Genomic DNA, 22904 nt, shown 5'->3' with positions numbered 1-22904 from the left:
TGATATTTGATTATTAAAATTATGAAATTTTCTACTATATGGGCTACAGTTAAACGGTTTTGGTTACTCATCATTATCTGTATAGTAACAGGACTGACAGTTGCGGCTTGTAACCCATCTAATTTTAAAACCACAGCCGCTCAAGTTCCCCAGTTAGTAACTAGTATTCTCAGCGATCCGAAAACATTTAATTTTGCGCTTAGTTCGGAATCACCAAATATTTTTGGTTGGACTTATGAAGGGTTAATTACAGAAAATTATGAAAATGGCCAAGTTGAACCAGCTTTAGCAGAATCCTGGCAAATTTCTGAAGATAAATTAAAAATTGTTTTTACCCTACGTGAAAATCTCAAATGGTCTGACGGACAACCACTGACAGTAGATGATGTAGTATTTACTTACAATGATATTTATCTTAATGAAGCTATCCCTACAGATGCTAGAGATGGGATGCGAATTGGTGAAAGTCGCCAGCTACCAACTGTCAAAAAAATTGATAATCGGAGAGTTGAATTTTCTATTCCCGAACCATTTGCACCTTTTTTACGCAGCACGACAGGATATCCAATTTTACCAGCCCATGCATTACGCGAATCTGTAACTACAAAAGACCAAGAAGGTAAACCAAAATTTCTGTCAAAATGGGGCGTAGATACACCACCAGATCAATTAATTGTTAATGGCCCTTTTAAATTAGAGAGATATGACACTAGCCAACGCATAGTTTTTCGCCGCAATCCCTATTATTGGCGTAAAGATGCGCAAGGAAAAGCCCAGCCTTATATTGAAAGAATAGTTTGGCAGATTGTGGAATCTACAGATACATCTTTACTGCAATTTCGTTCTGGTGGTTTAGATAGTGTAGGCGTTACTCCCGATTATTTTTCTTTGCTGAAAGTGCAAGAAAAGCAAGGCAATTTTAAAATATATAATGGCGGGCCTGGCTCTGGTACAACTTTTCTAATTTTTAATTTAAATAAAGGTGTAAGAGATGGAAAACCGCTAATTGAACCGAAAAAATCTCGCTGGTTTAATACTGTAGAATTTCGCCAAGCAGTAGCCTACGCCATAGATAGACAAACGATGATTAATAATACATTCCGAGGCTTAGGTCAACCGCAAGATTCACCAATTTCTGTTCAAAGTCCCTATTATCTTTCACCAAAAGAAGGGCTAAAAGTTTATGATTATAATATTGAGAAAGCCAAACAATTACTCCTGAAAGCTGGCTTTAAATATAACGACAAAAATCAGCTAATTGATGCTGAAGGTAACAACGTCCGCTTTACCTTGCTGACGAATGCTGGTAATAAAATTCGTGAAGCAATGGGTTCACAAATTAAACGGGATTTAAGCAAGATTGGCATTCAAGTAGATTTTAATCCTATTGCTTGGAATACCTATACAGATAAACTTGCTAATTCTCTAGATTGGGAAGCTGCTTTATTAGGTTTAACTGGTGGTTTAGAACCTAATGATGGGGCTAATGTTTGGTCTCCTGAAGGGGGATTACATATGTTTAATCAAAAGCCACAAACAGGACAAAAACCAATTCAAGGTTGGCAAGTTGCGCCTTGGGAAGCAAAAATTGGTGAACTTTATATCAAAGCTGCCAGAGAATTAGACGAAGCCAAGCGCAAAGCAATTTATGCAGAAACACAACAAATTACTCAAGAGAATTTACCATTTATTTACTTGGTGAATGCCTATGCAATGTCAGCGTTGCGCAATCGCTTTGAAGGCATTAAATTCTCTGGACTTGCTGGTGCATTCTGGAATATTCATGAAATCAAAATAGTTGATTAGTCAAGGGTCAATAGTCAATAGTCAATGGTGATGAGTTTTAGACAAATGACAAATGACAAATGACGAATGACAAATAACAAAGGACAAATAATACATGACCAATGAAAATGCTTTGCGATCGCTCTTAAAAGCGGTTGCAGATGGTAATGTGACGCCAAATCAAGCTTTAGACTCTCTCAAAGACCTAGCTTATGAGAAAGTGGGGGATTTTGCCAAAATTGACCACCATCGGGCGCTGAGGACTGGTTTTCCGGAGGTAATTTGGGGTTTGGGTAAAACTCCCGATCAGATTGCGCAAATTATGGAAGTGATGCGTCAGCGCAATCCGGTAGTTATGGCTACCCGCATTGAACCTGCAATCTACGCCACTCTACAATCTAGGGTGAGAGGCTTACGCTACTATGAGTTAGCAAAAATTTGTGCCATTACTCCCAGTGAAATTGAACCGCAGTTTGATGGTGTAATTGGTATTCTTTCAGCAGGAACAGCCGATTTACCTGTAGCCGAAGAAGCAGCCGTCACAGCCGAACTGTCTGGTTTTCGCGTATTACGTCTGTGGGATGTCGGCGTCGCGGGTATCCACCGTTTACTCAGTAATCGCCATTTAATTGAATCAGCATCGGTTTTGATAGTTGTAGCGGGGATGGAAGGTGCATTACCTAGCGTAGTTGCAGGTTTAGCGGATTGTCCTGTGATTGCAGTACCTACCAGTATTGGTTATGGTGCGAGTTTTGGCGGATTAGCACCCCTTTTAACAATGCTCAACTCTTGTGCGCCGGGAATCGGCGTAGTCAATATTGATAACGGCTTTGGCGCAGCCGTCTTAGCTGGGCAAATCTTGCGAACAGCAGTGAAATTAAATAATAGTCAATAGTCAATAGTCAATAGTCATTGGTCATTTGTCATTTATATCCCCCTGCTCCCTGCTCCCTGCCCCCTTCCCTTCCCTTATCCAACGCTGGACATCACCTACAAGTAGAGGTTATGACATAACCATACTTCAGGGTACTAAGTATGAACTATTTCAGTAATGTGCTAGCTGAGTTATTTTGGCATTCGCCTGTAACTTCATGGCTGGCTCAAAATATTACCGATCCGAATGTTTTGGGGCAAATGCAAAGCGCTTGGAACCATTTTGTCAAAACAGGGCAAGTTTGGGCGCTGTTAATTGGTTTGGTTATTGGCTATCTGATTCGGAATTTAACTAGCTACGGTTAAAGTAATTTAAGATTTAAGATTTTGCAAAAAATCGGATCGCTGACTGTCGGCGATCTGAATTTTTCTGGATGGATTGTTAATCAATCCAAAATCTTAACTTAATTGCCCCACCTTTAACGTTTATGACCGAACAAAAAACTTGGAGCCAGAGGTTTGAATCAGCGTTGCATCCAGCGATCGCTCTTTTTAATGCTAGTATTAATTTTGACATTGAACTCATTGAATATGACCTAACTGGTTCTCAAGCCCATGCCAAAATGCTGGCTCATACTGGCATCATTTCCCCAGAAGAAGGAGAAACATTAGTTACAGGCTTAGAACAAATTCGTCAAGAATATCGCCAAGGAAAATTTCAGCCTGGTGTTGATGCGGAAGATGTTCACTTTGCTGTAGAACGGCGATTGACAGAACTTGTGGGTGATGTGGGTAAAAAGCTGCATACAGCGCGATCGCGTAATGACCAAGTTGGCACTGATACAAGACTTTATCTGCGCGACCAAATTCAACAAATTCAGCAGCAATTACGGGAATTTCAAACTGTTTTACTAGAAATAGCGGAAAAAAATGTAGAAACGTTGATTCCTGGCTATACTCACCTACAACGCGCCCAACCGCTCAGTTTAGCCCATCATCTGTTGGCATACTTTAATATGGCGCAACGCGACTGGGAACGCCTAGCAGATGTATATCGCCGAGTGAATATCTCGCCTTTGGGTTGTGGTGCTTTAGCGGGAACGACTTTCCCTATAGATCGGCATTATACAGCCGAACTCTTGAATTTTGACAACATTTATGCTAATAGCCTGGATGGAGTGAGCGATCGCGATTTTGCGATCGAATTTCTCTGCGCAGCTAGTTTGATTATGGTTCACCTCAGCCGTCTGAGTGAAGAGGTGATTTTGTGGGCATCAGAAGAATTTCGCTTTATTATCCTCAAAGATACCTGTGCCACAGGTTCCAGCATCATGCCCCAAAAGAAAAACCCCGACGTTCCCGAACTAGTCAGAGGTAAAACCGGGCGTGTCTTTGGGCATTTACAAGCCATGCTGGTAATTATGAAGGGGCTACCGTTGGCATATAACAAAGATTTGCAAGAAGACAAAGAAGGTTTATTTGACAGCGTTAACACAGTCAAAGCCTGCTTAGAAGCAATGACAATTTTGCTGCGTGAAGGTTTAGAATTTCGTCCTCAACGCCTAGCAGCAGCTGTAGCCGAAGACTTTTCTAACGCCACCGATGTAGCAGATTACCTAGCAGCAAAAGGCGTCCCCTTCCGAGAAGCTTATAACCTCGTAGGTAAGGTAGTTAAAACCAGCATCGCCGCAGGTAAACTTCTCAAAGATTTGACATTGGCAGAGTGGCAAGAAATACATCCAGCATTTGCAGCCGATATTTATGAAGCCATCTCTCCTCGTCAAGTCGTCGCCGCCCGTAATAGTTATGGTGGTACAGGCTTTGCCCAAGTTCGCAACGCAATTAATACCGCCCGTACTCAGCTAGGGGCTAGAGGCTAGGGGCTAGGGGGCAGAAATTTGAGATTTTGGATTTGAGATTGACATCTCAAATTTAAAATCCACGCATTCTTGACAATGCCCAATGCCCAATGCCCCATGCCCCATACCCAATGCCCAAAAAATAATTCAGGACGTACATGATCTGTACGCCCTGAACAATCAAACATTTAAAGAGTAAGAATTTTAATAGATGGCTTACTCAGCATCAATTGCTGATACACCCTCATCTTCATCACTCTTAGGAGGTCTTTGTTGGAACCTTCTCTGCATTCTTCCTGTAGTAGTTCGTTTACGAAACTTTCTGGCGTATGCCTGGTTCCGTAGCGCCTTTTCTTTTTTCGGGTTACGGCGCTTAGCCATGTTCACCTCATTAAATAAACAACAAAAAAAAGCTACTAGGCAATATCAGCTACCGTTGTTATTGATATATATTTAGCCTAGCGTAGCTATCAGATAGTTTGAACAGCATACAATTATAACGTATATAATTGGGTAATGTCAACATTTATTCAGCGTCTATTTCTGGTTGCGTAGCATACACATTCGTGAATTTTTGTCTATCAAAAGGGGGAATTAACACAATCAACTATTGAATATAGCAATCAATTGAGGTTTGTTGACAGTTAACTGTTGATAGTTAACAGCCAAAACCGATATTTTGCACAACTGAAATAGGAATGCTATGTGCCAGTTGTGTAAGTTGTGATTAGTTTTAAACAAATATTTTTCAGGAATTTATTTTGTTCATATAAATGATTTGATTCATTACTAGATTGACAGATTAATTTTGATAAGAAGATTATATATTAAGGGAATTTATCGCCTGATAAATCTAGCTGAAATTAAGCAAAAAAGCATGATGATACTTTTGATTTTATATGTAAACCTAACTTGTGTATATTTCACTAATTAACTATGAGTTACCGGATAAATTACTGAATTTATTATTTGAGTTTGATAAAAATTTAGCTAATGAATCAGTTTTACTGATTGTAAATACAAGCTGATTTATCAAAACTGCATCCCTCAAGGGACTTCTTCTAAGAAAGTGCTAGAATGAAAACTCCAAACCATTAACATTTTGTATAGTACACAACTAATTTTTTGGTATTTAAGCAGTTATGTTAATTGGTCAGGAATTTTAGAATACAATACACAAATTTGCAGATTGAACATTCTTGCTTTGTTTACTATAGCTTTACAGTCTACACGTAGCTTATGGCGCTTTGGGCAAACGGTATTGGGGATAATTTTCCGTCATCCCATTACCGGTACCAGCATTATCCCCATCCTACCTGATGGTCGGATTGTGCTAATTAGGCGCAGTGACAATGGCCTCTGGGCGTTACCTGGGGGTATGGTCGATTGGGGAGAAGATATTCCTAGTACAGTCCGCCGAGAATTGTTGGAGGAAACTGGCTTGGAGTTAGTAAAAATCCGGCGTTTAGTTGGGGTTTATTCTTCGCCAAGTCGAGATCCGCGAATTCATTCGATTTGTGTTGCAGTGGAAGCCGAAGTTCAAGGCGTGATGGCAATTCAGGATAAATTGGAAGTTACAGAGATCCAAGCATTCTCTCCTAATTCCCTACCTTTAGAACCAATGTCTCATGACCACTCTCAGCAGTTACAAGACTATTTAAATGGCTTGACAATAGTGGCATAACAATATTTACTTATTCGGTAGTCAACTGCAGTATGAAGTAGAAAGTATGAAGGGACAAACCTCGAATTTTGGCAGCATCTACTCTTGGGGTATGTAAAGATTATTTTGAATTGGCATCTTTACAAGTCGCTTTGTATCTACATTCTTTAGACTTCATATTTTTTAGTCATATAGTCATTGGTCTATATTTACTGTGCAATGATTATTGATTATTATGCTAAAACTTAATCGTTAAAATTCAGATGGATACGCTATTTCGTAACTCCCGGAGAAAACTGTCTCAAGGGCTATTATTCTGGCGCGAAGTCGGTCAGGGAACGCCAATTATTTTTTTACATGGTGCTTGGAATGATAGCAGCCAATGGGTATCAGTAATGGAATCTCTTGCAGATAATTTTCATTGCTTCGCCCCAGATTTATTAGGCTGTGGCGAGTCAGATAATCCTAATGTTCACTACAGTGTTGAGTTACAAGTAGAGTGTTTAGCTGAGTTTTTAGCAGCGCTAAAGCTGGAGAATGTGTATTTGATAGGACATTCTTTAGGCGGGTGGATTGCTGCTAGCTATGCTTTAAAGTATCCAGAGCAAGTAGAGGGTTTAATATTATTATCACCAGAGGGTGTGGCTGTAGAAGGACAAGAGAAAAGATGGAAAAAGATGCAGTGGTTAATGGATGCACCAAAATTATTATTTCAAATTTTGCGATCGCTCCTACCAATAATGAAAATTTTCGGTTTGCATACCAAAATTGAAAAGTATTTACAAAAGCGCAAAAATCTACTACAACAATCTACAGCCTGTCAATTACTCTTTAACCGACCAAAGCCAGAAATTGCAGCAGAATATCTTCAAGACAAATTGCACCTGCTAGCAAATCCTGTTTTAATTTTACAAGGTGGTAAAGATACACCTGATGCTTTAGCTCAGAGTCAAACTTACCAGCAACGTTTACATCAAGCTGAATTAAAAATTATTCCTCACGCTGGCGATAATTTACCAGAATCTTGTGTAGGGCTAGTTGCTGAAGATATTCAGGAATATGTCAAAGCCATTCAAAACTCAAAGTTCAGAATTCAAAATTAAGGAATTTAGATTTTTGTATGTTTCTTTTAACAAGATTTACCAGTGAATGTAGCTGAATTAGTCACGGTTTCAATTATTCTTTTACTCGTAGCCACCGTTGTTGCTTTACTGTCGCGCTGGCTACGAGTTTCTTATGTTGCGGGTTTAGTTTTAGCAGGTTTAGCAATCACAGAACTTTTACCACAACGGATTGGTTTGAATGATTCGCTGATTTTAAATTTATTTCTGCCGATTTTGGTATTTGAAGCCGCTATTAATACAGATATTAGCCGCCTGCGCACTACAGTTAAACCAATTGCTTTATTAGCCGGGCCGGGAATTATTATTTCTTCTGGCGTGACAGCTGCAATTTTAAAATGGGAATTGGGACTAAATTGGATAGCTGCACTACTGGCGGGAGTAATTTTAGCAATTACTGATACTGTGTCTGTAATTGCTGTATTTAAGGAAGTACAAGTCCCTTCTCATCTGTCAACAATTGTTGAGGGAGAAAGCTTATTTAATGATGGTGTCGCCTTAGTTTTATTTAGTTTAATTGTCAAAGTTAGTACAGCTGGCTCAATCTCATTTCTCGCCGGAATGCAAGAATTATTTGTAGTAATTATTGGCGGAACTTTAGTCGGGTTAGCTGTCGGGTATTTAAGTACGGGTTTATTTGTCCGTGCTGATGAGCCATTGAGTAGTATATTACTCACAGTAGCTGTAGCTTTAGGCGCTTTTCAACTGGGACAATCTTTTAGCGTTTCTGGGGTGGTGGCTGTAGTAGTTGCTGGCTTAATTGTTGGTTCAGTAGGTATTTCAGGCAAAGTATCCGCTTCTACAAGGTTGACATTACTCAGCTTTTGGGAATCTATTGCCTTTGGGGTAAATAGCTTTATTTTTCTGTTAATTGGTATAGAAGTTGACTTAACAACTTTATGGCAAACTCTACCGGCTGTGCTGTTAGCGATCGCAGCTTATCAAATAGCAAGGATAGTTTCAGTTTATCCACTCTTAGCTATTGTACGTTGGTTTGACCGTCCGATTCCTTGGCGCTGGCAACATGTGCTATTTTTTGGCAATATTAAGGGTTCTCTGTCGATGGCGTTAGCGTTGAGTATACCCGCAAGCATTCCAGGGCGAGAACAACTAATTGCGATCGTTTTTGGGACAGTATTATTATCTGTAGTTGGTCAAGGAGTAAGTTTACCTTGGTTGGTGAAGCGATTGCAATTATCTCAAGTTTCAGCAACGCGCCAACAGGTAGAAGAATTACAAGCCCAATTAATTACAGCCAAAGCCGCACAGGATGAATTAGATACTCTTTTAAAAACAGGAGTATTACCAAAAGCTGTATATGAAGAGATGCGTTCTGGCTATCAAGTACAAGTCGCAGGTGCAGAAAAAGCATTACGAGAATTATATAATCGTCGTGCTGACGATCTAGAACCTAAAACCAATGAACCGAGTAAGCTTGATGCTATTCGCCGTCGATTATTGCTAGCAGAAAAAGGTGCATTAAATGAGGCGATACGTCAGCGAATTTTGTCAGCAGAAATAGTTTATGAACGGCTGAAAAAAATTGATGAGCAATTACTGAAATTAGATGATGATTAATTTGTCATTTGTCATTTGTCATTTGTCATTTGTCATTTGTCATTTGTCATTTGTAATTATAAAATAATACCAATCCCCATTCATACGTAATTAAGATTTTTTTTCGTAGGGGCGGGGAAACCCCGCCCTTGTGAGGGTTTCAATGTTAAGTTTTAGATTGCATTTTGGGATAAGTAAGTCGCCCGGAATAAAACCACATATTTTACAGCAATCCCAGACATATCATTTAATTCATTACTTTACAGATGTATTTTGAGAATTTTTGACATTTTTAATAACTTTACCAGTACTCACAAAAGACACACCTTGTTGAAATTCCGTGGCTATCATTACGGCTTCGACTATCGGCTCAGAAATGACTTTTGCAGATACCCATTCGACAATAAAATTTGCACCTATACCGCCACTGGTATCTCTTTTATTAATGAAAAATTCTGTAGAACCTAAAGCTTTTAATTGAATCGGTTGGTCTAAATATTGTCTAATTAATGCACCATCAGAATCATAATAACGCACAGCCGTAATAATTAAGGGATTAGTTAAATCTGTATTGCGAATACTTAAGGTAGCGGCTAAGTTTAAAAGTTGCGGCTCGTCGCCATGATATATATGGGAATATATGGGTACATAAATAGTTTGACCCATTGCGACAGGAAAATTTTTGTCTAGAGTTACGACTTGTTGAGATGATGTAGTCTTATTATTTAGAGATTGTGAATTTTGCTGCTTATTGGGTGATGTACAAGCTACTAGAAAAATCAAAACGGCAGCTATTAAATAAAAACGTATATATAGCTTCATTAATTTTATTTACAGCCTTCAATAAAATCTATCATTTGATGCAGTGAACCTGGTTTTGTGACAACTAGTATAGTTGATTCAGGTTCTAAGACTGTACTACCGTTAGGAATAGTTAAATCTTCATTAGGATGGGGTTGATAGCCAATAATTAGAGAACCTGTAGGAAAACGGGAATCTTGAGCAATTTCGGCAATGCTACGATTTACTACATAGCAGTTATTGGGAATTGCTAGTTTTAAAACTTCAATTTGTCCTTGCTCAAAATGCATCATTGATTCTACTTGCGGATATTCAATTGCATTCACCATTGTGGAAACTGCTAGTTCAACTGCGCCGATAATATGATTAGCTCCAGCTAATTTAAACGGTTCAGCAAAATCGGAATGGCGCATCCGCGTCACAATATGGGGAACGCCGTAATGTTTGGCGAGGGTTACCATTGCTAAGTTCAACGCATCACTCCGCAACACAGCTGCTAAAGCATCGGCTTTGCGAATTCCTGCTTCTAATAAAACTTGTGTACTGACGGCGCTACCTTCAAAAGCCATCGCGCCTACTTGCTCGCGGGCGTAGCGACAAGCATTAGGATCGATATCAATGACTGCTACAGTGTGTCCTAGTTCGATTAATTTCTGCGCTAGGCTGAGTCCGACTAAACCAGATCCACCAATTAGCACGTACATAGCTGTTGTTTGATAATGTTCAGACTCTTACTTTACCAAACGTGGCTTTTAAGGGCGGCTATACCCCAAAAGGTTAAATTAGGTTCTACAGTTAAACGGGATGCGATCGCGGGATACAAAACTTGCAGATAATTGAATAGTAAAGTGCGATCGCCTCCTTTAATCGCAATCTTCCCTTCAGGATATAATTGCCACCACGCCTCAATAAAATCTTTGATTCCAGCTAACAAGGTATAAATCACGCCGCTTTGAATCGCTTCTTGAGTATTTAAAGCGAAGCGTGGCGGAAGAGATGCAAGAGATTCTGTCTCTATTAGGGGTAATTGTCCAGTTTTTTGCCCCAAAGTTGCAAATTGCAAGCCTAAACCCGGTAAAATCGCTCCTCCAAGTAAACAATGGTTAGCATCCGCAGCCGTAAAAGTCAGTGCTGTTCCCGCATCAATTACCAGCATGGGAAATCCCCAAGTTTTACCCGCACCCCATAAAGCCAAAGCGCGATCAATTCCTAATGTAGGATAGATGTTTTTGAGGGGTATTTGCTCTAGGGTGATTACCCGCACATGAGGGTAAGTTTGCCACAGTGCTGTTTGACTGGGAACTACAGAGGCGATGGTGAGGGGGCAGGGGGCAGGGAATGAAATTTCTGGGGGTATATCAGCCAGTGTGTGAGATTGTGCTAGTTGCTGGATGAATAATTCTGGTAAATATTCGGTATCCCAGGTACAGTCAAGCTTTGCGCCGATAAATAACGCCCAATGTAGCCGAGTATTGCCAATTTCCAATGCCAACCAAATATTGTCTGTTTTACCCACTTCCCTATTACCCATCAACATCTACAGGACTTACGCAAAAATTTTTCCAATCCTTAATTTTTGGAACCGCATTAGACGCGAAGCGGCTTCCCGCAGGGTAGACGCCAAGAACGCCAAGAGTTCGTAGAGTCTGCATAAGTCCTAATCTATTTTCTCAATGCCCCATGCCCCATGCCCCATGCCCAATGCCCAATGCCCAATGCCCAATTTATTTTTCTTAAGTTACCTATAGATTTTTTAATAAAAATTTACAATCCTGCCATGTCAAAATAAAGTTAGAGGAAAATATACTCATTTTGTCAAGGAGGGGAGTTATGGTAGCGCTCACCGAAAGAATTGAAAAAAGGCTAACCATTCAGACTGTGGATATTGCTGAAGATACTACAGCTATTCGCTCTTTGGACTGGGATCGCGATCGCTTTGATATTGAATTTGGTCTGCAAAACGGTACAACTTACAATTCATTCTTGATTCGCGGTGAGCAGACCGTGCTTGTTGATACCTCCCATGAGAAGTTTCGCCAGCTATATTTTGATACGCTCACAGGGCTGATTAATCCTCAAGAAATTGATTATTTAATTGTCAGCCACACTGAGCCAGATCATAGCGGTTTAGTGAAAGATTTATTACAGATAGCACCGGATATTACTGTAGTTGCTTCAAAAGTAGCAATTCAGTTTTTGGAAGATTTGGTACATCAGCCGTTTAAACGCCGGATTGTCAAAAATGGCGATCGCTTGGATATTGGTAACGGTCATGAATTTGAATTCGTGATTGCTCCTAATCTGCACTGGCCGGATACTATATTTAGTTTCGACCATAAAACGCAAATTCTCTACACCTGCGACGCTTTCGGGATGCATTATTGTACCGAGAGTACTTTTGATGAAGATTTAAAAGCCATTGAAGCGGATTTTAAATATTACTACGAATGCTTAATGGGGCCGAATGCGCGGTCAGTGCTGTCAGCTTTAAAGCGCATGGGCGAACTTCCCGAAGTAAAAATGATTGGTACTGGTCACGGGCCTTTACTTTATCATAACGTTACCAAACTTACCGGACTTTACCGGAGTTGGAGTCAAACCCAACCCAAACCAGAAACAGTCATTGGTATATTTTACGTTTCTGAATACGGTCATAGCGATCGCCTTGCCCAAGCCATTGCCAATGGTATCAACAAAGCTGGGGTAGCGATAGAATGGGTAGATTTAGGTTCTGGCATTGATTTACAAGAACTGCGAGAATTAGTAGGTCGTTGTGCTGGGTTAGTTGTGGGTGTACCGCCTGTTTCCAGTTCTGCGAATATCCAAGCCGCCCTCAGCACTGTTTTAGGCTCTGTGAAGGAAAAGCAAGGTATTGGTATATTTGAAACTGGCGGCGGCGATGACGAACCGATAGATCCTTTATTAACTAAGTTCCGCAATTTGGGACTAACAACAGTTTTTCCCGCCATTCGCATTAAACAAACCCTCAGCGAAAACACTTATAAACAGTGTGAAGAAGCTGGTACAGACTTAGCTCAGTGGGTAACACGCGATCGCAGTATTAAAGCGATGAAATCTCTGAGTGCTGACTTAGATAAAGCCCTGGGGAGACTTAGCGGCGGTTTATATATCATCACCGCCAAAAAAGGCGATGTGAAGAGCGCCATGTTAGCTTCTTGGGTAGCCCAAGCCAGCTTTAAACCTCTAGGATTTTCCATAGCAGTTGCTAAGGATCGGGCGATTGAATCACTGATGCAAGTAGGCGATCGCTTTGTCCTCAACATCCTAGAAGAAGGCAATTATCAAACATTAATGAAGCACTTCTTAAAGCGATTCGCCCCTGGTGCAGATCGCTTTGAAGGCGTGAAAACCCAGCCAGCCGAAAACGGCGTACCCATCCTCACCGATGCCTTAGCTTATATCGAGTGCGAAGTCCAAAGCCGAATGGATTGCGGCGATCACTGGGCAGTCTACAGCACCGTCTCCGCCGGACGAGTATCTAAGTCAGAAGCCTTGACTGCTGTGCATCATCGTAAAGTTGGTAACCATTACTAGGGGCTAGAAGGGGGACAAGGGGGACAAGGAGAACAAGGAGGACAAGGGGGAAATATGCCCAATGCCCCATGCCCAATGCCCCATGCCCCATGCCCAATGCCCCATGCCCCATGCCCAATGCCCAATGCCCTATTCCCTATGCCTTATGTCTACTAAACCTCGTGACGTTCAAGTTTTTCCGATAGCTACAAATACCACCGTACTGCGATCGCGCAGTTGGTCAAGGTTAAGGTTTGAAATTGAATATGCTTTAGCTAAGGGTACAACAGCTAATTCATACATAATTCAAGGTGATAAACTCGCCCTAATTGACCCCCCTGGCGAAACTTTTACGCAAATCTACTTAAATGCTTTGCAGCAAAGATACGATGTCAAAGCCATTGAGTATGTAATTTTGGGTCATGTCAACCCCAACCGCGCCGCGACTCTAAAGGCGTTGCTAGAAGTTGCACCGCAAATTACCTTTGTTTGTTCTAATCCAGGCGCGATCGCTTTACGTGGAGCGCTAGAAAATCCAGATGTGCCAATTCTGGTGATGCGGGGCGATGAAACCCTAAATTTAGGTAAGGGTCACGATTTACAATTCATTCCTACCCCCAATCCCCGCTACGCTGACCTCCTCTGCACCTATGACCCACAAACAGAAATTCTCTATACAGATAAGTTCTTTGGGGCGCATATTTGTGGCGATCAGGTGTTTGATGAAGGCTGGGAATCAATTAACGAAGACCGCCGCTATTATTTTGATTGTTTGATGGCTCCCCATGCCCGTCAAGTGGAAACAGCCCTAGATAAACTAGCTGATTTCCCCGCGAGAATTTACGCCACCGGACACGGGCCTTTGGTACGTTACGCCTTAATTGAACTCACCAAAGCTTACCGGGAATGGAGTCAGCAACAAACTTCCGCAGACTTGACAGTTGCGCTAATTTATGCATCAGCGTATGGCAATACAGCTACATTAGCTCAGGCGATCGCTCGTGGCATCACCAAAGCAGGTGTAGCAGTAGAATCGATTAACTGTGAATTTACAGATCCAGAAGATATCCGCGCGGCTGTAGAGAAATCTGCTGGTTTTGTCATGGGTTCGCCGACATTGGGAGGACATGCACCCACACCAGTACAAACAGCTTTAGGGATTGTTCTCGCTACCGCTACTAATAATAAACTTGCGGGTGTATTTGGTTCCTTTGGCTGGAGTGGTGAAGCCGTTGATTTAATTGAAGGTAAACTCAAAGACGCAGGTTACCGCTTTGGTTTTGACACCATCCGCGTCAAATTCAAACCCAACGATGTCACCTTGCAACTGTGCGAACAAGCCGGAACCGACTTTGCGCAAACATTGAAGAAAGCGAAAAAAGTGCGATCGCAAAGCGTACCCGCCACCACTGTAGAACAAGCCGTAGGGCGAATTGTGGGTTCTCTGTGCGTCCTCACAGCCAAGCAAGACGATATATCCAGCGCCATGCTAGCCTCCTGGGTAGCGCAAGCCAGCTTTAGTCCCCCTGGCTTAACCATAGCCGTAGCTAAAGACCGTGCTATCGAATCGCTAACACATACAGGAAATCAATTTGTCCTAAATATCCTCCAAGAAGGAAATCACTTAGGCTTGATGAAGCACTTCCTCAAACCCTTCGGCCCCGGACAAGATAGATTTGCTAGTGTCGCCACACAAGAAGCCGAAAACGGTTCTCCCATTCTCAATGATGCATTAGCATATTTAGAATGTTCTGTCAAGAACCGCATGGAATCCGGCGATCATTGGCTAGTTTATGCAACTGTCGAGAATGGCAAAGTGCTAAATCAAGACGGTGTCACAGCCGTACACCATCGCAAATCCGCGACTCATTATTAACACTCTTCTATTTCTTCTTCTCTCTGCGTCCTTGGCGTCTACCCTGCGGGAAGCCGCTTCGCGTCTAATGCGGTTCATTAAAAAAATCAAACTTAATGAACCGTATTAGTTAGTGGTATGTCGCATTAATTGTCAGCATCAAAAACGAACCGCAAAGGCGCGAAGTACGCAAAGCAAGAGAAATGAAGAAAAAACTTACCCTACATAATTAATAGGACAGACCCTAGCCGCATCCCTAATGGATGACGGCTAATGTTAATTACTGGACTTAAGCAAAAATTAGCAGAAACCTTAATTTATTGAACTGCCTTAGACGCGAAGCGGCTTCCCGCAGGGTAGACACCAAGGACACCAAGAAGTTGTAGAGTGTGCGTAATTCCTAGATTCAATCCTGTTACACCCTTGTCACTAACTTGCGCCGCAGGAAATCCAATGCACCACAGGCACTAACATAGCGAATATAAGCGCGGGTGCGCGTTGAGCCAAAGCGATACTCAATACTTGTAACTTCATCCTTCGGCCCGGCTAAACCCACATAAACCAAACCTACAGGCTTTGTCTCACTCCCCCCTGTTGGGCCTGCAATACCAGTGACACCCAATCCCCAAGTAGTAGACAGGCGGGTTTTAACTCCCAGCGCCATTTGTTCAGCAACAGTAGCACTCACAGCGCCAAATTTATCTAAATCCTCTGGGTTAACGCCTAACATACCCACTTTTACGGAGTTGTCATAAGAAATTACACCGCCCCAAAAGTATTCCGAACTACCAGAAATATCAGTTAACATCTGCCCCAATCCCCCACCAGTGCAGGATTCTGCTACTGATAGAGTTTCTCCCGATGCCTGCAATAACTTACCCACTACCACAGCTAAGGTATCATTATCTATACCGTAATAATCTAAGCCAGCAATTTCTCTGATTTCTTTTTCAATCGGCGCAATTAAATCTGCTGCAACCGCTTCCGAAGCCGCCTTAGCAGAAACTCGCAATCTCACTTCCCCATTACCTGCGTAAGGCGCAACTGTGGGATTAGTCAAATCAAAATAAGAAGCGACTTTTTCCGCCAAAGCCGATTCACCAATTCCCCAAAATCGTAAACTGCGGCTGTAAATAATTTCTTGACCCCAGCCTTGGCTTTTGAGAAAAGGTACTGCGGTTTCTTCCCACATCCGATACATTTCCGACGGTACGCCGGGGAAGGTTAAAATTGTCACTCCTAGACGAGGTTGCCAAATAATTCCTGGTGCTGTGCCTGTGGGATTAGGTAAAATATCTGCACCTTGGGGAATCAAAGCTTGTTTGCGGTTATTTGCGCTCATTACCCGACCCCGTTGGGCAAATTTCACCGTCATATCTTCGATAATTTCCGGCTTTTCTACCAAAGGTGCGCCAAAAAAATCAGCGATGGTTTCGCAGGTAAGATCATCTGGGGTGGGGCCAAGTCCACCTGTAAAAATTAAAATTTGCGCCCTAGAAGTAGCAATATCGATAACTTGCTTGAGTCGGTCAACATTATCTCCAACTACGGTTTGATAGTGATGAGGAATACCTAATTGGGCTAATTGTTTAGCTAAATATTGAGCATTGCTGTTGAGAATATCCCCTAACAGCATTTCTGTACCCACACAAATAATTTCTGCACTCATAGATTTTGATTTTAAATGATATGAATCCCTGTTTAAACCTGCTTCCGCAATGGGGAGAGGTTGAGAAAACCTGGAAATTCAGGACTCAAATTTTAACAAAAAAGATTTAATATTTTACCGCGAAAGTTTCCAAACTCGCCAAATAGCAAAACCGATCGCTGAAGTAGATGCAAAAGCGTATGTCATACCGCTAGGTATACCAGCAATAGCTAATGCTAAACTGCCCACCCAGAGGGTTAAAGAATAAATAAATAATACTGTCCAACGATGGGATAAACCAGCCTTGAGTAAGCGATGATGCAGGTGGCTTTTATCTGCTGTAAAGGGAGATTTACCGCTACGCAATCTAGTTAGAATCACGGCTGACATATCGACAATGGGAACCGCGAGAATTAAGTAAGGCAATAATACTGCTGTAAAAGCGGGAATTTTCACCAAACCAATTACACCCACAGAGGCTAGGGTAAAGCCCATAAAATAAGCCCCACCATCTCCCATAAAGATTTGTGCGGGGTTGAAGTTGTAGCGGAGAAATCCTAGTGCTGCACCAGCCAAGGCGGCAGCTATGAGGGCGGCGGCTGGTTGATTCATAAACAGGGCGACAACCAGCATGACTAAAGCTGCAATTCCCGATACCCCAGCCGCTAATCCATCTAAACCGTCAATCCAGTTAATAGCATTTACCATCCCCACTAGCCAAATGACTGTAATCGGTAAACTCAGCCAGTATAGATTCACAATGCCGACATAGGGAATGGTAACAAAATCTATACTTACGCCCGCTTTCCATGCGCCAGCTGCGATAATAATTTGCATCAACAGACGCGACAAGGGTGACAAGTTCAGCAAGTCGTCGGCTAAACCAATAAGAAAGAAGCCGAGACCGCCTAAAGTGACACCCCAAATTTGCCATTCCTTGTCTGGTGGTAGGCTGCCAAATCCACCTAACCACCAAACAATGAGTAAAGAGGTAACTGTCCCTGCGAAAATCGAAACTCCTCCCAGGCGTACCATTGGGCGTTGATGGACTTTGCGTCCGCCAGGCTGGTCTACATTTCCACTTTTTATACCAATGTTCCTGACATCTGGTGTAGTCCAGAGAACGACTACAGCAGCCACGAGGAAGGAAATCAGATGATAAATCTGAGGAGGCATCTGTATTTTCAAAAGGTAAGTTTTCAGACAGGATTGGGGGCTAGGGGCTAGGGACTAGAGAATTAGGGGTTAGGGAATAAGAAGAAAAATCTTTATACCCAATGCCCAATGACGCCACTGAGGGAGCCGGGAAACCCGCCCAACGCGGTGGCTCCCCAATGCCCAATGCCCAATGCCCAATGCCCCATGCCCCATACCCTATACCAATGCTGGTACGGGAATTTCTAGATGAGAGTACAGAGGGAAGCGATCGCATAATGCTGCGACTCTTCGCCGACAATCAGCCGCAACTTCGTCAGAATCTGGTGAGAGCAGGCGATCGGCAATAATATTACCAATCTCGGTAAATTCTGCTTCTCCTAATCCTCTACTTGTCATTGCTGGCGAACCTAATCGCAAACCACTGGTAACAAATGGTGATTGTGGGTCGAAGGGAACTGTATTTTTGTTAGCAGTGATATTGACACCACTAACCAACTGATCCGCTTGTTTCCCAGTCATGCCAATAGACCGTAAATCTACTAACATTAAATGGTTATCTGTCCCATCTGATACTAGTTTTAATCCCCGATTTTGTAATTGTGCCGCTAAAGCACGGGCATTATCAATTACTTGAGCAGAATAGGTTTTAAACTCAGGCTTTAACGCTTCACCAAAAGCTACTGCTTTAGCCGCAATTACATGCTCTAAAGGCCCGCCTTGAGTTCCGGGAAAAACAGATTTATCCAGCTTTTTACCCAATTCTGCGTCCCCAGTCAAAATTAAACCACCACGAGGGCCTCTGAGGGTTTTATGGGTGGTAGTAGTGACTACATGACAGTAAGGAATCGGGTTAGGATGAAGACCAGTAGCGACTAAGCCCGCAATATGGGCAATATCTGCTAGCAAGTAAGCACCCACTTCATCAGCAATACTGCGGAACTTTTCAAAGTCAATAATCCGGGGATAAGCCGAATAACCGCAAATTAAGAGCTTAGGACGCTCTTTTAAGGCTAATTCGCGAATTTGCTCGTAGTCTAGTTGTTCGGTTTCTTGGCTAACGCCATAATGACGCACTTGGAACCATTTACCCGACACATTCACCGGGGAACCGTGGGTTAAATGTCCGCCATGAGACAAATCCATCCCCATAATTTTGTCGCCTGGTTCTAGGAGTGTCAAGAACACGGCAAAATTCGCCTGTGCGCCAGAATGGGGTTGGACGTTGGCATGAACCGCACCAAATAGCTGTTTAGCGCGATCGATGGCTATTTGCTCAACTTTATCGATAAATTCACAACCGCCATAGTAGCGTTTACCAGGAAGTCCCTCAGCATATTTATTTGTCAGTACAGAACCTTGAGCCGCCAATACGGCAGGAGAGGTAAAATTTTCACTGGCAATCAACTCTAAATGATCGCGTTGACGCTTAAGTTCTTGATTCAACAAATCCGCGATCGCTGGATCGCTAGCATTCAAAAAGTCCGAATTAGTCTTACTCACTTCAGCTATCCTTAGGGAAATTGCACAAGGGTTATTTTTGGCTGCGTGTTACATCGTAGCAACAATCCACAGTCCAGATTACATAGTTAAACGTCTATAGTTCAATGACTTTCGCTAATAGATGTTAATTTCTGCTGACTTATTTATTATGAATTGGGCATGGGGCATTGGGCATGGGGCAATTCAATTTTGGATTTTGGATTTCCGATTTTGGATTAGGGTTAAATCTAAAATCCGTCTTGAAAAGTTCGGAGCGCCGGCTTCCGGCGATCTGAACTTTTCGCAAAATCTAAAATCTAAAATTCCTAGTCCCTAGTCCCTAACCCCTATCTCTCAGCTGGACTTTGAAGATAAAAATATATGTATTACTATATGTATTACTTTTTACTAAAAAAACGCCGCTTAACTATACACAACATAGAATAAATATAGAGTCTACTAAGCAATCATTGCTCAAGAGACATTAGAGGTTATTTTTAGGCGTTCACTGCCCAATTGAATCAATATCCACTTTTTTTACTGGTAATTCTCCGGCTGGGGCGTCTAAAAAGCCGATCCTCCCTAAATCAAATGTGGATCGTAGTGTGAATTTACAGGAGGAAAGAGAATGCTAGTAATTTTAATGGAAGATCAAATCCTCACGCCCCTTAAGGTTTGCCAATCTTGTTTACTAGCCGATCGTAGCGGACAACCACGTTGGAGCCAAGGTCAACTGCGTTGTGGTCAACAACTACCCACCATCAACGCCCAGCAACCAGAGCAATATGAATGTATGATGGGTTTCCGCATTGCGAATATAGAATAACTAGGAATATTGAGATTTACTAGCAACCGCAAGCAACTGCGTTATCAAAAATTTGGGTCTAAAACCCCGTCGTTCTCAGACGGCTTTATGCTTTTTGTGTTAGCATAAGTATGTGGTGAATTGGTCGATACCCATGATTGTTTACGAGTTTAAGGTTAAAGGGAAGGATCAGCAATATCGGGCGATAGACGAAGCAATTCGTACTAGCCAATTCATTCAAAATAAGTGCTTACGCTATTGGATGAATAACAAAGATTCAAAGGTAGATAAGTACGCATTAAATAAATACTGTGCGGTATTAGCTGCTGAATTTCCCTTTGCTGATGAATTAAACTCAATGGCTAGACAATCTGCGGCTGAACGTTGTTGGAGTGCGATAGCTCGGTTTTACGATAACTGTAAGAAAAAGGTTAAGGGTAAAAAGGGTTTCCCAAAGTTTAAGAAAAATTGCCGTTCCGTTGAGTATAAATCAACTGGGTGGAAGCTTTCAGAAACTAGAAAGGCAATAACTTTCTCAGATAAGAAAGGTATTGGAACTCTCAAGTTAAAGGGAACCTATGACCTGAACTACTTTTGTCTCAAACAAATTAAGCGTGTGCGGTTAGTGCGTCGTGCTGACGGGTACTATGCTCAGTTTGCAATCGATGTTGATGGGCGAATAGAAACTCAACCCACAAATCAAGTAGTGGGTATAGATTTGGGATTAAAGTACTTCATTGCCGACAATAAAGGCAATGTTGAACCCTCACCCCAGTTTTACCGCAAGTCAGAAAGACAGTTAAACCGCGCAAATCGCCAAAAATCTCAGAAGTTCAGCCCTGAGAAACACAAAGCCAAGCTTCAACAATCACACAATTACCACAAAGCTAGAATAAGATATGCCCGTAAGCATTTAAGGGTAAGTAGGCAACGAAAAGAGTATTGCAAGAGATTAGCTTACTCCGTGATCCAATCTAACGATTTGGTAGCCTATGAAGATTTAAATGTCAAAGGGCTGGTACGTAATCGGTATCTAGCTAAATCAATCTCTGATGCTGGTTGGTACACTTTCCGCAGTTGGTTAGAGTATTTTGGACATAAATATGGAAAGGTAACTATTGCAGTTCCTCCCCAAAATACAAGCCAAAATTGTGCTAATTGCGGTGAGAAAGTACAGAAATCCCTATCAACTAGAACTCATGTTTGTCCTCACTGTGGGTTCCATGAAGACAGGGATATCAATGCAGCCATCAACATTTTGAGAAGGGGTCTAGCTACCGTGGGGCACACGGGAACTTACGCTACAGGAGATTTGCCCTCTTGGGCGGTTGGGGTAACCCTGCTGTCTAACGGCAAGTCTGTGAATGTAGAATCCCCGCCCTTATAGGGCGTGGAGTGTCAACCTAGGCTCAAGTGACTGTTGAATTTTAGTTAGCCACAGGAGAACGCACAATGACTTGGCGCGGGTCTACAACGGTGTCCGATCGCATTTTTGCTTGCTTACCTTATCTATTACCTTTAATTGATGGGTTGATGTTCGGTTATATTTCCTTATTAAGGCAATTTCCCGCACTACAAGTTGTATTTTTGCCTCTGCAACCAATTATTGCCATTTACGCTAGTTTAGGACAAATAGGACAACTAATTGTTTTCTTTGCCTTATTCTTTTTAGTGGTGAGAAATGAAAAAATCCTTCATTTCATTCGCTATAACACCATGCAGGCAATTTTGTTAGATATCATTGTGTTTCTGTGCAGCATAGTTTTGCGGGTTGTCGCACTCCCTGGTATAGATTTTGCAATTCAAACAGTAGCCAGCACCATCTTTCTCGGTCTAGTGGCAGCAGTTGGATATTCTGTAGCTCAGTCACTGATGGGACGTTACGCAGAAATTCCCGCAATTTCTGATGCTGTTTACATGCAAGTGCGTTAGCGATTAACGGGCAATCACAGTGTTCTCTAGGCGACCAATGCCTTCAATTTCTACACGGACGCGATCGCCTAGTTGCAACGCGCCTACACCCTCTGGTGTGCCTGTTAGCACCACATCCCCTGGTAGCAAGGTCATTACTTGACTGATGTAGGATACTAAAAAATCCGGTGGAAATACCATCCGATCGATACAGGCGGATTGTACGGGATTAACATCGTCATTTAAAAACGTCTGTAATCTCGCTCCCGGATTTAATTCGCGAACAATCCACGGGCCTAACGGACAAAATGTGTCAAAACCCTTGGCGCGCGACCATTGACCGTCCTTTTTTTGTAAATCTCTGGCGGTAACATCATTAGCAATGGTGTAGCCCCAAATTTTTGTTTGGGCTTCTTCGGGAGTACAATCACTAGTGCGATCGCCAATGATCAACGCTAACTCGCCTTCATAATCTACCCGTTGAGACAGCGACGGATATTTAATTTCTGTCTCTGAGGCAATAATACATGTTGACGGCTTGAGAAATAGCAAAGGTTCGCTCGGTACAGGCGTCCCCATTTCTGCTGCATGATCTGCATAATTTTTACCTACCGCCACAATTTTTGAAGGCGCACAAGGAGCCAGAATGTGATAATTTTCTGGTTCCAAAATTAAATCTGTTGGCTGTCCTTGTAGCCAAGGTGGAGCATCTAGTACTTGGACTTTCAAGGATAGTTGTAATAGCCCATAGTAACTGGAGTTTAGACTAAATGGAAGCAAACAGAAAATAACAGCAACAGATTTACTGAACTAAAAAAATACACCATAAACGGGTAGGGGAAGCGCCCCAAAAAA

At 42.2% G+C, this 22904-nt stretch carries 20 protein-coding genes; 12 read left to right on the top strand and 8 right to left on the bottom strand.

Annotated elements, in window-relative coordinates:
* Positions 1–21: 21 nt before the first annotated feature.
* From AACW45_RS17395 to argH, 4 genes are all read left to right on the top strand, one after another.
* On the top strand, positions 22–1806 hold the full coding sequence (locus AACW45_RS17395; protein ID WP_190633771.1) for an ABC transporter substrate-binding protein: 1785 nt from the start codon (positions 22–24) through the stop codon (positions 1804–1806).
* Between the two features lie 94 nt (positions 1807–1900).
* On the top strand, positions 1901–2680 hold the full coding sequence (gene larB, locus AACW45_RS17390; protein WP_096646238.1) for a nickel pincer cofactor biosynthesis protein LarB: 780 nt from the start codon (positions 1901–1903) through the stop codon (positions 2678–2680).
* A 140-nt stretch (positions 2681–2820) separates the two neighbouring features.
* On the top strand, positions 2821–3024 hold the full coding sequence (locus AACW45_RS17385; RefSeq protein ID WP_190633770.1) for a hypothetical protein: 204 nt from the start codon (positions 2821–2823) through the stop codon (positions 3022–3024).
* Positions 3025–3146: 122 nt separating this feature from the next.
* On the top strand, positions 3147–4538 hold the full coding sequence (gene argH, locus AACW45_RS17380) for an argininosuccinate lyase (RefSeq protein WP_190633769.1): 1392 nt from the start codon (positions 3147–3149) through the stop codon (positions 4536–4538).
* Positions 4539–4733: 195 nt separating this feature from the next.
* Here the strand turns inward: argH and AACW45_RS17375 are convergent, their stop codons facing one another.
* Positions 4734–4898, bottom strand: a complete 165-nt coding sequence (locus tag AACW45_RS17375) for a hypothetical protein (RefSeq protein ID WP_190544201.1) — start codon at positions 4896–4898, stop codon at positions 4734–4736.
* Positions 4899–5706: 808 nt separating this feature from the next.
* Here AACW45_RS17375 and AACW45_RS17370 point away from each other — a divergent pair.
* The 3 genes from AACW45_RS17370 to AACW45_RS17360 all read left to right on the top strand — a co-directional run bounded on the left by AACW45_RS17370 (position 5707) and on the right by AACW45_RS17360 (position 8879).
* The gene (locus AACW45_RS17370; protein WP_190633768.1) at positions 5707–6201 is read left to right on the top strand and encodes an NUDIX hydrolase; all 495 of its coding nucleotides are present in this window, start codon (positions 5707–5709) and stop codon (positions 6199–6201) included.
* Between the two features lie 242 nt (positions 6202–6443).
* Positions 6444–7283 carry an alpha/beta fold hydrolase gene (locus tag AACW45_RS17365; RefSeq protein WP_190633767.1) on the top strand — a complete coding sequence of 280 codons (840 nt, stop codon included), beginning with the start codon at positions 6444–6446 and terminating at the stop codon, positions 7281–7283.
* Between the two features lie 42 nt (positions 7284–7325).
* Positions 7326–8879: a Na+/H+ antiporter gene (locus tag AACW45_RS17360; protein WP_190633766.1), complete on the top strand. Its 1554-nt coding sequence runs from the start codon at positions 7326–7328 to the stop codon at positions 8877–8879.
* A gap of 234 nt (positions 8880–9113) precedes the next feature.
* Here the strand turns inward: AACW45_RS17360 and AACW45_RS17355 are convergent, their stop codons facing one another.
* From AACW45_RS17355 to AACW45_RS17345, 3 genes are read right to left on the bottom strand one after another with little or no spacing between them, the layout of a single operon-like run.
* The gene (locus AACW45_RS17355; RefSeq protein WP_190633765.1) at positions 9114–9680 is read right to left on the bottom strand and encodes a DUF3124 domain-containing protein; all 567 of its coding nucleotides are present in this window, start codon (positions 9678–9680) and stop codon (positions 9114–9116) included.
* A 5-nt stretch (positions 9681–9685) separates the two neighbouring features.
* Positions 9686–10363 (bottom strand): potassium channel family protein, encoded by a 678-nt coding sequence (locus tag AACW45_RS17350; RefSeq protein ID WP_190633764.1) that lies wholly within the window; start codon positions 10361–10363, stop codon positions 9686–9688.
* Positions 10364–10395: 32 nt separating this feature from the next.
* Positions 10396–11190 carry a pantothenate kinase gene (locus AACW45_RS17345; protein ID WP_190633763.1) on the bottom strand — a complete coding sequence of 265 codons (795 nt, stop codon included), beginning with the start codon at positions 11188–11190 and terminating at the stop codon, positions 10396–10398.
* A gap of 299 nt (positions 11191–11489) precedes the next feature.
* Here AACW45_RS17345 and AACW45_RS17340 point away from each other — a divergent pair, with 299 nt between their 5' ends.
* Positions 11490–13214 (top strand): diflavin flavoprotein, encoded by a 1725-nt coding sequence (locus AACW45_RS17340; protein ID WP_190633762.1) that lies wholly within the window; start codon positions 11490–11492, stop codon positions 13212–13214.
* A 145-nt stretch (positions 13215–13359) separates the two neighbouring features.
* On the top strand, positions 13360–15069 hold the full coding sequence (locus AACW45_RS17335) for a diflavin flavoprotein (protein ID WP_190633761.1): 1710 nt from the start codon (positions 13360–13362) through the stop codon (positions 15067–15069).
* 394 nt (positions 15070–15463) lie between these two features.
* On the opposite strand, the gene AACW45_RS17330 is transcribed toward AACW45_RS17335, so the two are convergent.
* The 3 genes from AACW45_RS17330 to glyA form a co-directional block, all read right to left on the bottom strand.
* Entirely contained in the window at positions 15464–16717 is a 1254-nt protein-coding gene (locus tag AACW45_RS17330) for a competence/damage-inducible protein A (RefSeq protein WP_190633760.1), read from the bottom strand.
* A gap of 114 nt (positions 16718–16831) precedes the next feature.
* Entirely contained in the window at positions 16832–17872 is a 1041-nt protein-coding gene (locus AACW45_RS17325) for a glycosyltransferase family 4 protein (RefSeq protein ID WP_190633759.1), read from the bottom strand.
* A gap of 198 nt (positions 17873–18070) precedes the next feature.
* On the bottom strand, positions 18071–19354 hold the full coding sequence (gene glyA, locus AACW45_RS17320; protein ID WP_190633758.1) for a serine hydroxymethyltransferase: 1284 nt from the start codon (positions 19352–19354) through the stop codon (positions 18071–18073).
* Between the two features lie 607 nt (positions 19355–19961).
* On the opposite strand from glyA, the gene AACW45_RS17315 reads away from it, so the two are divergent.
* From AACW45_RS17315 to AACW45_RS17305, 3 genes are all read left to right on the top strand, one after another.
* Positions 19962–20159, top strand: coding sequence for a hypothetical protein (locus AACW45_RS17315; protein ID WP_190633757.1), 198 nt, complete (start codon positions 19962–19964; stop codon positions 20157–20159).
* Between the two features lie 133 nt (positions 20160–20292).
* Complete coding sequence (locus AACW45_RS17310; RefSeq protein WP_190633756.1) at positions 20293–21525, top strand: RNA-guided endonuclease InsQ/TnpB family protein; 1233 nt, start codon at positions 20293–20295, stop codon at positions 21523–21525.
* Positions 21526–21590: 65 nt separating this feature from the next.
* On the top strand, positions 21591–22070 hold the full coding sequence (locus tag AACW45_RS17305; RefSeq protein WP_190633755.1) for a Tic20 family protein: 480 nt from the start codon (positions 21591–21593) through the stop codon (positions 22068–22070).
* 3 nt (positions 22071–22073) lie between these two features.
* On the opposite strand, the gene AACW45_RS17300 is transcribed toward AACW45_RS17305, so the two are convergent.
* Positions 22074–22838, bottom strand: coding sequence for a fumarylacetoacetate hydrolase family protein (locus tag AACW45_RS17300; protein ID WP_190633851.1), 765 nt, complete (start codon positions 22836–22838; stop codon positions 22074–22076).
* Positions 22839–22904 lie beyond the last annotated feature (66 nt).

The organism is Calothrix sp. FACHB-168, from assembly GCF_963889195.1.
GTDB lineage: Bacteria > Cyanobacteriota > Cyanobacteriia > Cyanobacteriales > Nostocaceae > Aulosira > Aulosira anomala_A.
Note: the sequence above shows the minus strand (reverse complement) of the source record. Positions and strands in the feature narration are given on the sequence as shown.